Origin of the sequence: Chitinimonas sp. JJ19 (assembly GCF_036961565.1) — a bacterium.
In the GTDB taxonomy this organism is placed as follows: domain Bacteria; phylum Pseudomonadota; class Gammaproteobacteria; order Burkholderiales; family Chitinimonadaceae; genus Chitinimonas.
Map to the genome: position 1 here is coordinate 15,207 of NZ_JBAMDD010000020.1, position 14,639 is coordinate 29,845.

A 14,639-nucleotide genomic window follows, 5' to 3' on the forward strand; every position below is an offset into this window, starting at 1 on the left:
CCCTCCTGCGAGAGGGGCGGAGGAGGCGGGACTGACCAGCTATACAGCGCTGGTCTATCCAGCCCGGCTTTGCCGGGCATGCGCCATGCCCACGCCAGCCTTGCAATCAGCTCAGTGGAACTGCTCTTCTTCCGTCGAGCCAGTCAGCGCTGTCACCGAAGAACGGCCACCCTGGATGACGGTGGTGATGTCATCAAAGTAACCGGTGCCGACTTCCTGCTGGTGGCTGACAAAGGTGTAGCCACGGTCGCGGGCGGCGAATTCGGGCTCCTGCACGCGTTCCACATAGGCCGACATGCCGCGGGCCACGTAGTCCTGGGCCAAGTCGAACATGTTGTACCACATGGAGTGGATACCGGCCAAAGTGATGAACTGGTACTTGTAGCCCATGGCGCCCAGCTCGCGCTGGAACTTGGCGATGGTGGCATCGTCCAGGTTCTTCTTCCAGTTGAAGGAAGGCGAGCAGTTGTAGGCCAGCAGCTTGCCCGGATGCTTGGCGTGGACGGCCTCGGCAAACTTGCGGGCAAACTCCAGGTCAGGCGTACCGGTTTCACACCACACCAGGTCGGCGTACTCGGCGTAGGCCACGGCGCGGCTGATGGCCTGCTCCATGCCCTTCTTGGTCTTGTAGAAGCCTTCGGCAGTGCGCTCGCCAGTCAGGAAGGGCTTGTCGTTCTCGTCGTAGTCGCTGGTCAGCAGGTCAGCGGCTTCTGCATCGGTACGGGCGATCACCAGGGTGGGTACGCCGTAGACGTCAGCCGCCATACGGGCGGCGATCAGCTTTTGCACGGCTTCTTGGGTGGGGACCAGCACCTTGCCACCCATGTGGCCGCACTTCTTCACCGAGGCCAGTTGGTCCTCGAAGTGCACGCCACCGGCGCCAGCGCGGATCATGGACTTCATCAGTTCGTAGGCGTTCAGTACGCCACCGAAACCGGCTTCGGCATCGGCCACGATAGGGGCGTAGTAATCGATAAAGCCCTTGTCGCCACGCTCAACACCCTTGGAGTGCTGAATTTCGTCGGCGCGGCTGAAGGCGTTGTTGATGCGCTCGACGACCTTGGGCACCGAATCCACCGGGTAGAGGGACTGGTCCGGGTACATCGCGGCGTATTCATTGTTGTCGGCAGCCACTTGCCAGCCGGACAGGTAGATGGCCTTGACGCCGGCCTTGACCTGCTGCATGGCTTGGCCGCCGGTCAGGGCGCCCAGGCAATTGATATAGGGTTCGTTATTGACCAGATCCCACAGCTTTTCGGCACCACGGCGGGCCAGGCTGTATTCGTTCTGGACGGAGCCGCGCAGGCGCTCGACGTCGGCAGCAGTGTAGCCGCGCTTGATACCCTTCCAGCGTGGGTTGGTGTCCCAGTCATGTTGAATAGCGGCGATGCGTTGTTCGCGAGTCGACATATCTCTTACCTCGTTGGGCGGCGGCCCCGGCGAGCCGGTGGCGCGCAAATCATTGGGGAGTAGCTCGGGAGGGGCAGACAGATGTTCTGTCTGCCGGCGCCCCGGCTGGATGCTGCTTGGGGCGATATGGACCCGGGTCTGGCATGGGGTGGGCCAGCTAGGGTATTCCGTTACTTGTGTAGTCGATTATAAGGAGTTTCATGTGCAGTGCACCATATTTTTCAAACGAGCGTCTGATTTATATGAAATCACAACAGCAGCGTGGTGGTGAGGAGACAGGTGTGGTGGGTTTGCGCATGCTGCGCAGCCCCCTGGGTGGCTAGCTGGCGTGGTACCTGACAAGGAGTGCTGGGCGGGATGCACCCGGCTTGAACCCGGCTTGCATAAGGGGGGGCTTGAAATCCCAATAACCATCCTCATCTTGTGGGCTATCGCTTCAGGAGATAGCAATATGCAACAGGAAAACCAGACCGAAAACCCCATCGAAAGCCAGCAGGATCAGGCGTTTGAGCAGGATGCTGCAGCGCTTGAGCGCGAAGAGCCCGTCGCTGCCGAGAGCCTGGAGGCCCAGGTGGCAGCGCTGGAGGCCAAGGTGGCTGAACTGCAGACTGCACTGCTGTATGGCAAGGCTGAGACCGAAAATATCCGCCGCCGTGCCCAGGAAGATGTGGCCGCAGCGCATAAATACTCGGTGGGCAAGTTCGCCAGCGAACTGCTGATTGTGAAGGACTGCCTGGAGATGGCGCTGAAGGACAACTCCAGCATAGAGAACATCAAGATGGGCGTGGACATGACGCTGCGCAACCTCTGTGGTGCGTTCGACAAGTTCCAGGTCAAGGAAATCGACCCGCAGGCTGGCGACAAGCTGGATCCGCACAAGCACCAGGCCATGAGCGCTGTGGAGGCGGAGCAGGAAGCCAATACCGTGGTGAGCGTGATGCAGAAGGGCTACGTGATTGCCGATCGCATCCTGCGTCCCGCCATGGTGGTGGTCGCCAAGGCCAAGGCTGAGTAAGGCATGAGCCTGGATGGGGCGGTCGGTGCCAGGTGCGCAGCATGATTCCACTTGAAACCTGTCGCAACATCCCCACTTAGCTAACAAGGTTATACAAATTCCAGCCGGCCCAGCCGGCAAGTTATTGAGAGGACTACAAAATGGGCAAGATCATCGGTATTGACCTGGGCACCACCAACTCCTGCGTGGCCGTGCTGGAAGGCGGCAACGTCAAGGTAATTGAGAACGCAGAGGGTGCACGCACCACGCCGTCCATCATCGGCTACACCAATGACGACGAAATCCTTGTGGGTGCGCCGGCCAAGCGCCAGGCGGTGACCAACCCCCGCAACACGCTGTACGCGGTGAAGCGCCTGATCGGCCGCAAGTTTGAAGAGAAGGAAGTACAGAAGGACATCGATCTGATGCCTTACACCATCTCGCGCGCCGACAATGGCGATGCCTGGGTGGAAGTGAAGGGCAAGAAGATGGCCCCGCCGCAGATCAGCGCGGAAGTGCTGCGCAAGATGAAGAAGACCGCCGAGGATTACCTGGGCGAGGAAGTGACCGAAGCCGTGATCACCGTGCCGGCCTACTTCAATGACAGCCAACGCCAAGCCACCAAGGATGCCGGCCGCATTGCTGGCCTGGATGTGAAGCGCATCATCAACGAGCCTACCGCTGCCGCGCTGGCCTTTGGCCTGGACAAGAAGGAAAAGGGCGACAGCAAGGTTGCTGTCTATGACCTGGGTGGCGGTACTTTCGATATCTCCATCATCGAGATTGCCGATGTGGACGGCGACATGCAGTTCGAAGTGCTGGCGACCAATGGCGACACCTTCCTGGGCGGCGAAGACTTTGACCAGCGTCTGATCGACTACATCGTGACCGAGTTCAAGAAGGAACAAGGTATCGATCTGAAGAACGATGTGATGGCGCTGCAACGCCTGAAGGAAGCGGCCGAAAAGGCCAAGATCGAACTGTCGTCGACCAGCCAGACCGAGATCAACCTGCCCTATGTGACCATGGACGCCACCGGCCCCAAGCACTTGGCCATGAAGATCAGCCGCGCCAAGTTCGAGAGCCTGGTGGAAGACCTGGTCGAGCGTTCGATCGAGCCTTGCCGTATTGCGCTGAAGGATGCCGGCCTCAAGGTGACCGACATTGACGACGTAATCTTGGTTGGCGGTCAGACCCGCATGCCCAAGGTCATCGACAAGGTAAAGGAGTTCTTTGGCAAGGAAGCCCGCCGCGATGTGAACCCGGATGAAGCCGTGGCAGTGGGGGCTGCCATCCAGGGTTCGGTGCTGTCGGGCGACCGCAAGGACGTGCTGCTGCTGGATGTGAGCCCGCTGAGCCTGGGTATCGAAACCCTGGGCGGCGTGATGACCAAGCTGATCCAGAAGAACACCACCATCCCGACCAAGGCGTCGCAGGTGTTCTCTACCGCTGATGACAACCAGAGCGCCGTGACCATTCACGTGCTGCAGGGCGAGCGCGAGAAGGCGGCTGCCAACAAGTCGCTGGGCCAGTTCAATCTGGAGGGTATCCCCAGTGCTGCCCGTGGTGTGCCGCAGATCGAGGTGGAGTTCAACATCGACGCCAACGGCATTCTGCATGTGTCGGCCAAGGACAAGGCGACTGGCAAGGCCAACAACATCACCATCAAGGCCAATTCCGGCCTGAGCGAAGAAGAAATTCAGCGCATGGTGAAGGATGCCGAAGCCAACGCCGAAGAAGACAAGAAGCTGACCGAACTGGTGGGTGCACGCAACCAGCTGGAAAGCCTGATCCACTCGGTGAAGAAGTCCTTGGGCGAATTCGGTGACAAGATCGCCGCCGACGAGAAGGCCGCCATTGAAGCTGCCCTGACCGAAGCCGAAGGCGTCGTGAAGAGTGATGACAAGGCCGCCATCGATGCCAAGTCCGAAGCGCTGATGAGCGCCTCGCACAAGCTGGCTGAGAAGATGTACGCCGCCCAGCAAGGCGCAGAAGGTGCCGAAGCCCCGGCTGGCGAGGCCAAGAAGGACGACAGCAATGTGGTGGATGCCGAGTTCACCGAAGTGAAGGACGACAAGCAATAAGCGTGAAGTGGAAGAGACCGGCGAGGGTGCCGGGCCAGGGGGCAGGCGGTGGTTTGCCGCCTCTAGCCCTGAGCCAGGCTACCGCCGGTACTTTTCCGGGTGAGGCGCAGTTGGCCTTGCCTGCCGGATAAGGCATGCTGCCGTGTCTCGCCGCCCAAGAATCCGGGCTGGTGGACACGGCAAAGTGCCGAAGAGGCGTAGCACTGTCCTGGGTGCGCCGGGTACTGTCAGCCGCAGAGCAGCCGGGATGCTGGCTGTTTCAGTTTCACACTTCACGTTATGCAAATCTGATCATGGCAAAAAAAGACTTTTACGAGATTCTGGGTGTCAACCGGGACGCCAGCGATGAGGACATCAAGAAGTCCTATCGCAAGCTGGCGATGAAGTACCACCCAGATCGCAATCCCGACAGCAAGGATGCTGAAGACAAGTTCAAGGAGGCCAAGGAGGCCTACGAGATACTGTCCGACAGCCAGAAGCGGGCTGCCTATGACCAGTATGGCCACGCCGGGGTAGACCCGCAGGCCGGCATGGGTGGTGGTGGCTTTGGCGGCGGTGGTTTTGCCGATGCCTTTGGCGACATCTTTGGCGATATCTTCGGTGGCGGCGGCCGTGGTGGCCGCTCCAATGTGTATCGTGGCTCCGACTTGCGCTACAACCTTGAAATCAGCCTCGAGGAAGCCGCGCGCGGCACCGAGACCAAGATCAAGATTCCTTCGCACGAGGAATGCGATACCTGCCATGGCTCAGGCGCCAAGCCGGGTACCCAGGCCAAGACCTGCGGTACGTGCGGCGGCCATGGCCAGGTACGGGTGCAGCAGGGCTTTTTCAGCCTGCAGCAGACCTGCCCCACCTGTCACGGTAGCGGTAAGGTCATTCCCGACCCATGCCGTGCCTGTAATGGCCAGGGACGGGTCAAGACCTACAAGACCCTGAACGTGAAGATACAGGCTGGTCTGGATGAGGGCGATCGTATCCGCCTGAGCGGTGAGGGTGAGCCTGGCGTCAACGGCGGCCCACCGGGCGACCTGTATGTGGTCATCCACCTCAAGGCTCACGGCGTATTCGAGCGTGAAGGCAACGATCTGCATTGCGAAATGCCAATCAGCTTTGCGACTGCCGCACTGGGCGGCGAGATCGAGATACCCACGCTGGATGGCGCGGTCAAGCTCAAGATACCGGCCGAGACCCAGACGGGTGCGGTCTTCCGTTTGCGTGGCAAGGGTATCAAGGGCGTGCGCAGCGCCATTACCGGCGACCTGATGTGCCATGTGGTGGTGGAGACCCCGGTCAAGCTGACCGAGCGGCAGCGCGAGCTGCTGCGCGAGTTCGAGAACATCAGCCTGGAAGATGACGCCAAGCACAATCCACGAGCCAACTCCTGGATGGACAAGGTGAAGGACTTCTTCTCCAACTGATCTGCCCGTAAGCGTTCAGTGCCCACAGATAGCCGCAGATTGCGGCTATCTGCTTTTCTGGGAGCAGCCAAGGGTAGCCTCAGGCTGGCTGCGTTTGACTATTTGTTGCAGCGCGATAAAATCGCCGCCCCCGACGGGGCCGGGTTTACGCAATGGTGTAGATGCTGGTTCTCGTCAGGCATCTGCTAATACCTATGCAAACAAGAGGCATAACTGTGAAGAAACAATTTACCCTGATCGCTTTGTCCGCTGCGCTGGCTGCCCCGGCATTCGCCAATGGTTTTTATGTGGGGGCCGACATGGGCCGCACCAAGCTGGCCGTTTCTGATGGCGACTTCGGCGGACACCGCTATGACGATAGCTGGGCGCTGACAGGTGGCTATCAATTCAATGACCATATCGCAGCAGAACTGAGCTATCGCAGCCTGAGCAAGCTCAATCAACAGTACGGCAGTTGGAACGTGAACCATAAGCTGAGTGCCGTGGAAGCAACGGCAGTCGGTTCCTACCCGCTGTCCGACAAATTCGCACTGTTCGGCCGCGTGGGCGTGGTGCATGTCAAGGGCAAGACCACCATACGCGAAGGTTCGTCAGTCGAAGTGGAATCTGACAGCAAAAACCGGGCTATGCTGGGCCTGGGTGTACGCTATGCGGTTACCCAGAACATCGGCCTGCGTAGCGAGTACATCCGTTACGCCAAGCTGGACGATGTGGCCATCTCGACCCTGACCTTCGGCGCGGACTACCGCTTCTGATTTGGGCTGGCGAGGCTAAGAGAAAAGCACCTGCGGGTGCTTTTTTCACGCCTGTTGCAAACAGCATGCTTAGAGCCTGTTCAAAGTCTTTTCGCCGCGTCGTTCGCAACCTTGCCGGATGAAGGGCAAGGCGCAAGCCGCGCAGCGGTACCGGTACCGTCAGCGGCTTGCAACGCCGCCCTTCGCCGGCAAGGCTGCGAACCCGTAGGGCTGATCTGGAAAATGGCCAGGCAAAAGGCGTGGTGCGCAGGCAATAACAAGTTATTGCCAAGCGCCACAACGCAGTGAATGGCCGTTTTCCAGATCAGCGACGCTGCGAAAAGTCTTTGAACAGGCTCTTAGCCCATGCCTTTGTGACATTTGTCAGCTGCAAGTGGTGACAGGGCACACTGGGGCGGGCAAGGTAGCTGCCGAATAATGGCGACGTTGCCTACAAAGAGGAGTCACCGATGTCTGCTTTTCCCCTGGTCGTTGCCAGTGTCCTGGCCCTGTCTGGCGCAGCCCACGCGGCTGAACCGGTATTGATACGCGATGTGGCCGTGTTCGACGGCACCCAGCGCCTGCCCAAACGCAATGTGCTGCTGGCAGACGGCAAGATTGCCGATGCAGATTTCCGGGGGGCTACCCCGGCGGGTGCCACCGAGGTGCGCTGCGACGGCTGTACCCTGCTCCCCGGCTTGATGGACAGCCATGTGCACGCCTATGCCAACCACGAGCTGCCGCTGCTGCTGGGAGTCACTACCCAGCTGGATATGTTTATGCCGCTGGAGATGGCACGCAGCATCAAGGCCCGCATGGCGGCTGGCAAGCTGTTGGATCAGGCCGATCTCTATACCGCCGGTACGCTGGTGACCACGCCGGGCGGCCACGGGACTGAGTACGGCTTTACCATCCCCACGCTGAACCGGGCGGAAGATGCTGATGCGTTTATCGAGGCGCGGCTGGCGGAAGGGTCGGACTTTATCAAGCTGGTCTACGACGACGGCAAGCACTATGGCATCAACTTCACGACCCTGGACCTGCCCACCCTGACGGCGGCGATCAAGGCCACCCATAGCCGCGGCAAACTGGCCGTGGTGCATGTGTCCACCCAGGCTGCGGCCAAGGATGCCGTGGCAGCAGGGGCAGACGGCCTGGTGCACCAGTTTACCGATAGCGAGGTGGACGATGCCTTTGTGCAACTGGCCAGGCAGAAGAAGGTATTCATTATTCCTACCTACGCGGTGAATGAAAGCGTTTATGGACGTGCCGGCGGCTCCAGCCTGCTGGCGCAAGCCGCCATTGCCGACATGCTGGATGCCGGCCAGCAAGGCGTGCTGAAGCAGGTGATGCGGCCGGTTGACCGCAGTGCGCGTCTCGATACCCTGATGCGCGCCAGCCTGGGCAAGCTCAAGGCTGCCGGTGTGCCTATCCTGGCCGGTACCGATGCCGGTAACCCAGGGACCCTGCATGGCGCCAGCCTGCATCGTGAACTGGAACTGCTGACCCAGGCAGGGCTGAGCGCTGGCGAAGCGCTGGCCGCTGCGACTTCGGTGCCTGCCAAGGCTTTCGGCCTGCAGGACAGCGGCCGCATTGCCAAGGGGATGAAGGCCAATCTGCTGCTGGTGAAGGGGGACCCTACCGTGGATATCCGCGCCACCCGCGATATTGTGGAGGTCTGGAAGGCTGGTACGGCGGTCAGCCCCTTGCGGCAGGCGCGCCGGCTAGCGCTGCAGCAGGCTGCGGCGAAAGCGGCTATGCGCCCGCAGATGGCGCTGCCGGCGGATGGCAAGCTGGGCTTGTTCAGCAGTGATGCCGGCAAGCTGGTGATGGCAGCGCCCTTCGGCAGCTGGCAGCAGAACGTCGATAGCGTGATGAGCGGCAAATCGCAGGTAGCGCTCAGTGCGGGCACCGGCCCAACAGGCCAGGTCAGTCTCAAGCTGGATGGCGAACTGAAGCCGGGCTTTGCCTACCCATGGGCGGGTGTGGCGTTCAATCCCGGCAAGCAGCCTTTTGCGCCTACCGATCTTTCTGCTGCCAAGGGCATACGCTTCAAGGTGCGGGGCGATGGTGCGACCTACGCATTGCAGGCCTTCTGGCAAGCTGGCGGCTATCAGCCCGCTGCGGCCACCTTCAAGGCCGAGGCAGACTGGCGCGAGGTGAAACTGGAGTGGGCCAGCCTCAAGGGCTTTGATCCCAAGACCACGACCTGGCTGGGGCTGGTAGCGGCCATGCGCACCGGGCCGTTCCAGTTCGAGCTGGCTGATGTGGGTTTGATCCCCAATTGAAGCGGATGGCACTCAAGGAGGCGAACATGAAGACGAATCCATTGCAGTGCGGGCGAGATAGTGCGACCAGGGAAGACCATGCAGAAGCCGAAGGTTTCTTTGATGGCCCCTGGGGCAGCCTGATCTACCTGGCCTTTCTGTTCCTGCCGCTGCAGCGCATGCAGAGTGAGGGCTGGCTGGCGACGGCGCTGGCGATAGGGGCTTTCCTGCCGCTGCACTTCGGGAGTTTCTACGCCACCGGCCCGCGACTGTGGCTCTGTAGTGCGCTGATCTTCCTGCTGGGGGTGGCGCTGTTTCCCTACAACCCGTTTGCCCATACCTTGTTCATCTATGCCGGTTTCCCCGCTATTAGGGCAAGCATGCGGGAGGCGGCTGCCATGATCATCGTCACGACGGTGGCGTCGTTTGCCTACCTCAGCTGGCATGATATGGGCGGGGTGTATTACGGCGTGCTCTCGGCCGTGTTGCTGGGGGTGGGGTTTGGCACCCTGGGGGCGCGCGCCGGCCGGGCTTCTCGCCGGACCATCGCGCAGAAGGACGAGGAGATAGAGCGGCTGGCACAGCTGGCGGAGCGCGAGCGTATTGCCCGTGACCTGCATGACCTACTGGGCCACACCCTCAGCCTGATCGCCATCAAGGCCGAACTGTCGCACAAGCTGGTGGCAACCGAGCCGGCACGGGCCAGTGGCGAGATGCGGGAGGTGGCGGAAGTAGCCCGTTCGGCACTTTCCGAGGTGCGCCAGGCCATTGTCGGCCTGCGCAGCGTGGGATTGCTGGATGCCACCCAGGCGGCGGATACCATGCTGCGTGCGGCAGGTCTCAAGACCGAGCTGGCCATCGCCAGCCTGCCCAGCCTGAGCCCAGCCAGTGAGCATGCATTGGCGCAGGCAGTGCTGGAAGCCAGTACCAATATCGTGCGCCACGCGGGTGCCAGCAAGGCCAGGATAGCGGTGGCGATCAACGCCAGCCAACTGGTGCTGCAGGTAGAGGACGACGGCAGAAGCCAGCGCGATATCGTGCCTGGCAATGGCTTGGCCGGTATGCGTGAGCGATTGCTGGCGGTGGGCGGGCAGTTGGACTGGTCTATGCTGCAGCCCGGTATGTGCTTGCGGGCCAGTGTGCCGCTGGCAACGACCAGTTGATGATGTGAGAGACCAGTTGGGGGTGGATGTGAGCAAGCTGCGTATCGTGTTGGCTGAAGATCAGGCGCTGGTGCGCGGCGCGTTGGCGGCACTGCTGGGGCTGGAGCCCGACCTGGCGGTGATCGCCGAGGCGGGTGATGGCCGCGCTGCGCTGGCGCTGGTCGAAAGCCTGCAGCCCGATATCCTGCTGACGGATATCGAGATGCCACTGATGACGGGACTGGAACTGGCGCAGCAGGTCAAGACCCTGCGGCTGCCCACCCGGGTGGTGATCGTGACCACCTTTGGCCGGGCCGGCTATCTGCGGCGGGCCATGGCTGCCGGTGTGGGGGGCTACCTGTTGAAGGATGCGCCCAGCGAGCAACTGGCATCCGCCATACGGCGGGTGGCGAGCGGCGGCAGGGCGATAGACCCTGAGCTGGCCATGGCTGGCTGGGATGGCGATGACCCGCTGACCGATCGGGAACGGCAAGTGCTGCGTTGGGCCGGCGAGGGTAAATCATCGGCCGAGATAGCGGGTTTGATCCACCTATCGGAGGGGACGGTGCGCAACTATCTGTCTGAGGCCATAGGCAAGCTGGGGGCGGCCAACCGGGTGGAGGCGGCCAGATTGGCGCGGGACAAGGGGTGGCTCTGAAAGCCTGCTATGGATACAAGGCAGTCTTGGTGACGCGGGACTGGGCAGGTGCCAAGAGGCCCCCGGCGTTACACATCAGTGCAGCCGGAAGCCACCTACTCAGCAACGCCATGCGGGCGCGCTAACTGGCCAGCACCAGGCAGTCGCGGCCATGCTGTTTGGCGCGTAGCAGGGCGGCGTCGGCGCGGTTGATTGTGTCGGAATAGCTCTCACCCGGCAGGTGGGCAGCCAAGCCGGCGCTGACGGTAATGGTGAGTGCTTCAGTACCCTGGCGTATGGCCAGCTTGCGTATGCCCAGGCGCACGCGCTCTACCACCACCTGGGCAGAAGCCAGATCAAGCTCGGGCAGCAAGATCAGAAACTCCTCACCCCCCCAGCGTCCGCAAAGATCGTACTCGCGCACTTCAGCCTGCATGACACGTGCAATCTCGATCAGCACCCGGTCGCCCGTGTCGTGGCCATGCTGGTCGTTGACCTGCTTGAAGTGGTCGATGTCCACCATGGCGACGCAGAATGCGTGCTGCAGGCGGCCTGCGCGCTCCGTCTCGGCCTTGAGCCTTTCCATCAGCAGGCGGCGGTTGGCCAGGGCGGTCAGCACGTCGTGGGTGGAGGCTTCTTCCAGCGCAATATTGAGTTCGCGCATCATCTGCTGGTAGCGGTCGGAGATACGGGCGACTTTCTCCAGTTGCCGCAGCTGCTTGTCGAAGCGTTCTGCCAGGCTCATCTCCCGCTCCCGGGCAATGCTCTGGTAGGCGTCGGAGACATGGGTAATGCGCTCTATGCGGTTGAGCAGCTCACGATGCGCCAGCCATAGCTGGCTAAGTGCATAGTGCATGGGGTGGTCGCTGTTGGCGGGGTCGGCCAGTAGGCGCTTGACCAGCTCGTCCAGATCGCGTTGATCGCGTGTCATCGGATGTGGCCGCCTTAGAATCCTACGATGGCAAAGGGGAAGGTACAGTCTTCCTTGAATTCCTCGGCCAGATCGGCCACCCGCTCGTTGCGCTTGTCGTAATGCCAGTTTACCGCCACCGGTTGGCCGGCATGGTGGGCTACTTCCAGCAGGTCGAAGATATCCATCATGGCCTTGATGCTGCTGGTATTGAGATAGAGCAGGTGCAGTTCCAGCGTCAGGGGGCGGCCGGCATCCTGCAGGAAGCGCTCTACCCACTCGAAAACCTGGTGGAACAGTTCGTAGGAGTTCTCCGGGTAGGAGTCACCCTGCATGGACAGCACACCCTCGCTCCAGTTGCCCTGTATGGCGGGAGTGGACTGGCTGCGTGGGATGGAAAAATCACTCATGGTCTTGGCTCTTGCTGGGTATTCAGATAACGGCGCGCAGGCTGATGAAAGCCCTATCGTCGTTCAATGGCCGCATGGATGCGAGCAGCGGCTCGCTGGCCTTGCGGGCGATGTCGATCAGGCCCAGGCCTGCGCCAGTGGCTGCGCCGCCATCGCGTGGCTTGCGCAATTGTTCCTTGTAAATGGCCTTGAGCTGGATCTTGTCCAGCCCGGCCAGCGACTCCACCTTGGCCAGCAAGCCGGCACCGTCGGCTGCTTCCACCATATTGCCAGCCGACACCACATAACGGCCTGCCTCATCGCGGGCGATGACCACGGTAGCGGCGGCTTCCTGCTCCTGCCAGCCTTTGAGTGTGGCGTAATGGCGGATGTTCTGCGTCATTTCGATATAGACGGCAAACACATCCATGGCGGCGGATGGGTGGGCGTGATCGGCTTCCAGGTAGTTGCGCAATGCGTTGCCTATTTCCTCGATCAGGCTGCGCGAGATGGGGCCGTTGAAGCAGAGCATGATCTGCTGCCGGTTGTAGGCCTCCCGCATGCTGAAGAGATCGAACGGTTCCATTATGGCTCCAGGGTCAGGTAGCGGAATCAGTCAAAACGGAAACACAGCATGGTGATGTCGTCGCGTTGGGCGTGCTCACCTTGATAGGCTGCCAGGGTAGCAGCGAATGCTTCGCCCTGCTCCGCCAGTGGCAGGCGGGCATGGCGGGCCAGCATCTCGGCAAAACGGCTGGTACCAAAGCCAAACCCCAGCTCGCCGCCGGCTTGGTCCAGGAAGCCGTCTGTGCTCAGGTAGAAGGTGCGGCCAGGCAGCAGAGGCACATGCTCGTTGCTGTAATGGCCTACCCGCTTGTCACCGATGGCACGCCGGGCGCCGGGCAGCTCGTCGACTACATCGCCATCGCTGAAATAGAGCGCAATCTTGGCCCCGGCAAACGTCACCTGCCGCTGCTTCAGATCCACATAGGCCAGGCCGACATCCATATTGGTGGCCAGGGCCTGCCGCTCCGGCTCGTCCCGCAACATGCTGCGGATGATCTGGTCGGCCCGGCTCAGTATGCCGGCCGGGTCGTCCAGGCCTGCATCCAGTATGGCCTGGTCTATGGCGGCGTGGCCCAGCATGGTCATCAAGGCACCGGGCACGCCGTGGCCGGCGCAGTCGACCACCCCGAACAGACAGGCATCGTCGGCGGCGCGGTAGACATAGAAATCACCGCCTACCACATCACGCGGGCGCCATAGCACGGCATGGCGTTCACCCAAGGCGCTCACCAGCTGCCGGTTGGGCAGGATGGCACGCTGTATCAGGCTGGCGTAGTCGATGGAGTCGTCTATCTTCTTGTGGGCGGCCACCATTTCCCGGTTGGCCCGCTCCAGTGCCTGGGTACGTTCACGCACCCGGCTCTCCAGCTCGGTGGTATGGCTGCGTACCTTGTCGGCCATGATGCCGAAAGCACGGCTCAGTTCGCCGATCTCGTCCTGGCTGCCATGGGGCAGGGCGACGTCGTATTCGCCAGCTGCAATGGCGCGAGCGGATTGGTGGAGACGCCGCAAGGGCTTGAGCACCAGATGCTCGGCGGCGTAGCCAAAGCCCAGCAGCAGGGCCACCAGCAGCACGCCCAGGGCAATGGCGGCCGGCGCTAGCCAGCCGGCATCCAGCACTTTCGCGGTATGCAGATCGACGGCCGTGGCCACATGCCATTGCAGCTCGGGCAGATAGGCTATGGCCAGCAACTGCTGCTTGCCCGCCAGGCTGACCCAGGTGGTATGTACGCCATTGGGCTGTGCCTCGGCGGCCTGCATGGTCTGGCGGACCGCGTTCTCGTCATCGGGCCTCAGCAGGCGGAACAGGGTGCTGCCGCCGCCGGTTTGCTGGGTGCCGGAATTGAGGGCAATCAGCGTCTCATCGGGGTGGGCCTGGATGGCGCCGCGCCTGTCCAGAATCATGGGCGTAACGCCCTTTTCACCACTGACGATAAAGTCGCGCAGGAAATTGCTCAGGTCCAGGCCTGTACCCGCCAGGCCCAGCTTGCGGTCACCGTCGCTCACCACCACGTTGAACCATACCCGGGTGACTTTGAGTTTATGGTCGTGGTTGATATTGATATTGTAGGGCGCAGTGCTGCGCATGGTATTGAAGAACCAGGCGTCGTTGCTGTCGGCAGGGTCCAGGGTGTAGCGCGGTTCGGTACTGGCGGGCTTGCCGGCCTCGTTGAGGAAGTAGCGGCGGCTGCCATTGCTGATCACGAAATAGGAGTGATCACGAAAATCCCGGCGGTAGCCCTCGGCCTCACGGAAGAACAGGGCGGATTTGGCTGGATCGGTCTCGTCCTGCAGCCATTGGCGGGTGACTTCGGAATCGGCCAGGCGCACAGACAGTGCCAGCTCGCGCGAGACGGGGGCCAGTATCTTCTGCTGGTTCAGCTGGGTGAAGTTGCGGGCATAGGCCAGCCCGAAGTGATTGCGGATATTGTCGACCAGCTGCCAACCGATCAGCACGGCAGGTATCAGGGCGATGAGACAGGCCAGCACGAGTGCCAGCAAGGATTTACCACGTAAGCCCAGCGCTGCCATAGCGATCCCTGTTTTACCCTAGTCCGGGCGTCGGTCTGATTGTGCCGTGCCAAGCT

Annotated in this window: 12 protein-coding genes; 7 read left to right on the forward strand and 5 right to left on the reverse strand. The window is 61.6% G+C overall.

Annotated features, from left to right (window positions below; translation table 11 throughout):
- Positions 1-111: 111 nt before the first annotated feature.
- Entirely contained in the window at positions 112-1,410 is a 1,299-nt protein-coding gene (aceA, locus tag V7714_RS18710; RefSeq protein WP_335711083.1) for an isocitrate lyase, read from the reverse strand.
- A gap of 451 nt (positions 1,411-1,861) precedes the next feature.
- Here aceA and grpE point away from each other — a divergent pair, with 451 nt between their 5' ends.
- The 7 genes from grpE (at position 1,862) to V7714_RS18745 (ending at position 10,707) form a co-directional block, all read left to right on the forward strand.
- A complete protein-coding gene (gene grpE, locus V7714_RS18715; RefSeq protein ID WP_335711084.1) occupies positions 1,862-2,425 on the forward strand; it encodes a nucleotide exchange factor GrpE in 564 nt (187 codons plus the stop codon).
- Between the two features lie 140 nt (positions 2,426-2,565).
- Positions 2,566-4,488 (forward strand): molecular chaperone DnaK, encoded by a 1,923-nt coding sequence (dnaK, locus tag V7714_RS18720; RefSeq protein WP_335711085.1) that lies wholly within the window; start codon positions 2,566-2,568, stop codon positions 4,486-4,488.
- 293 nt (positions 4,489-4,781) lie between these two features.
- Entirely contained in the window at positions 4,782-5,906 is a 1,125-nt protein-coding gene (gene dnaJ, locus V7714_RS18725) for a molecular chaperone DnaJ (RefSeq protein WP_290333108.1), read from the forward strand.
- A 215-nt stretch (positions 5,907-6,121) separates the two neighbouring features.
- Positions 6,122-6,661, forward strand: coding sequence for an outer membrane beta-barrel protein (locus V7714_RS18730; RefSeq protein WP_335711086.1), 540 nt, complete (start codon positions 6,122-6,124; stop codon positions 6,659-6,661).
- A 449-nt stretch (positions 6,662-7,110) separates the two neighbouring features.
- Positions 7,111-8,928, forward strand: a complete 1,818-nt coding sequence (locus tag V7714_RS18735; RefSeq protein ID WP_335711087.1) for a CIA30 family protein — start codon at positions 7,111-7,113, stop codon at positions 8,926-8,928.
- A gap of 26 nt (positions 8,929-8,954) precedes the next feature.
- Positions 8,955-10,070: a sensor histidine kinase gene (locus V7714_RS18740; protein WP_335711088.1), complete on the forward strand. Its 1,116-nt coding sequence runs from the start codon at positions 8,955-8,957 to the stop codon at positions 10,068-10,070.
- Positions 10,071-10,074: 4 nt separating this feature from the next.
- Positions 10,075-10,707: a response regulator transcription factor gene (locus tag V7714_RS18745; RefSeq protein WP_335711089.1), complete on the forward strand. Its 633-nt coding sequence runs from the start codon at positions 10,075-10,077 to the stop codon at positions 10,705-10,707.
- 121 nt (positions 10,708-10,828) lie between these two features.
- Here V7714_RS18745 and siaD read toward each other — a convergent pair whose 3' ends face one another.
- From siaD to siaA, 4 genes are read right to left on the reverse strand one after another with little or no spacing between them, the layout of a single operon-like run.
- Positions 10,829-11,617 (reverse strand): biofilm regulation diguanylate cyclase SiaD, encoded by a 789-nt coding sequence (siaD, locus tag V7714_RS18750; RefSeq protein WP_335711090.1) that lies wholly within the window; start codon positions 11,615-11,617, stop codon positions 10,829-10,831.
- Between the two features lie 14 nt (positions 11,618-11,631).
- Entirely contained in the window at positions 11,632-12,006 is a 375-nt protein-coding gene (siaC, locus tag V7714_RS18755; RefSeq protein ID WP_335711091.1) for a biofilm regulation phosphoprotein SiaC, read from the reverse strand.
- Between the two features lie 22 nt (positions 12,007-12,028).
- Complete coding sequence (gene siaB, locus V7714_RS18760; RefSeq protein WP_335711092.1) at positions 12,029-12,571, reverse strand: biofilm regulation protein kinase SiaB; 543 nt, start codon at positions 12,569-12,571, stop codon at positions 12,029-12,031.
- A gap of 26 nt (positions 12,572-12,597) precedes the next feature.
- A complete protein-coding gene (gene siaA, locus V7714_RS18765; RefSeq protein ID WP_335711093.1) occupies positions 12,598-14,583 on the reverse strand; it encodes a biofilm regulation protein phosphatase SiaA in 1,986 nt (661 codons plus the stop codon).
- Positions 14,584-14,639 lie beyond the last annotated feature (56 nt).

What these genes read in the sequence shown, in the direction of transcription:
- grpE (WP_335711084.1), top strand. Translation starts at nt 1,862, where the DNA reads ATGCAACAGGAAAACCAGACCGAAAACCCCATCGAAAGCCAGCAGGAT.
- V7714_RS18735 (WP_335711087.1), top strand. Translation starts at nt 7,111, where the DNA reads ATGTCTGCTTTTCCCCTGGTCGTTGCCAGTGTCCTGGCCCTGTCTGGC.
- siaD (WP_335711090.1), bottom strand. Translation starts at nt 11,617, where the DNA reads ATGACACGCGATCAACGCGATCTGGACGAGCTGGTCAAGCGCCTACTG.
- V7714_RS18740 (WP_335711088.1), top strand. Translation starts at nt 8,955, where the DNA reads ATGAAGACGAATCCATTGCAGTGCGGGCGAGATAGTGCGACCAGGGAA.
- siaB (WP_335711092.1), bottom strand. Translation starts at nt 12,571, where the DNA reads ATGGAACCGTTCGATCTCTTCAGCATGCGGGAGGCCTACAACCGGCAG.
- siaC (WP_335711091.1), bottom strand. Translation starts at nt 12,006, where the DNA reads ATGAGTGATTTTTCCATCCCACGCAGCCAGTCCACTCCCGCCATACAG.
- dnaK (WP_335711085.1), top strand. Translation starts at nt 2,566, where the DNA reads ATGGGCAAGATCATCGGTATTGACCTGGGCACCACCAACTCCTGCGTG.
- dnaJ (WP_290333108.1), top strand. Translation starts at nt 4,782, where the DNA reads ATGGCAAAAAAAGACTTTTACGAGATTCTGGGTGTCAACCGGGACGCC.
- siaA (WP_335711093.1), bottom strand. Translation starts at nt 14,583, where the DNA reads ATGGCAGCGCTGGGCTTACGTGGTAAATCCTTGCTGGCACTCGTGCTG.
- aceA (WP_335711083.1), bottom strand. Translation starts at nt 1,410, where the DNA reads ATGTCGACTCGCGAACAACGCATCGCCGCTATTCAACATGACTGGGAC.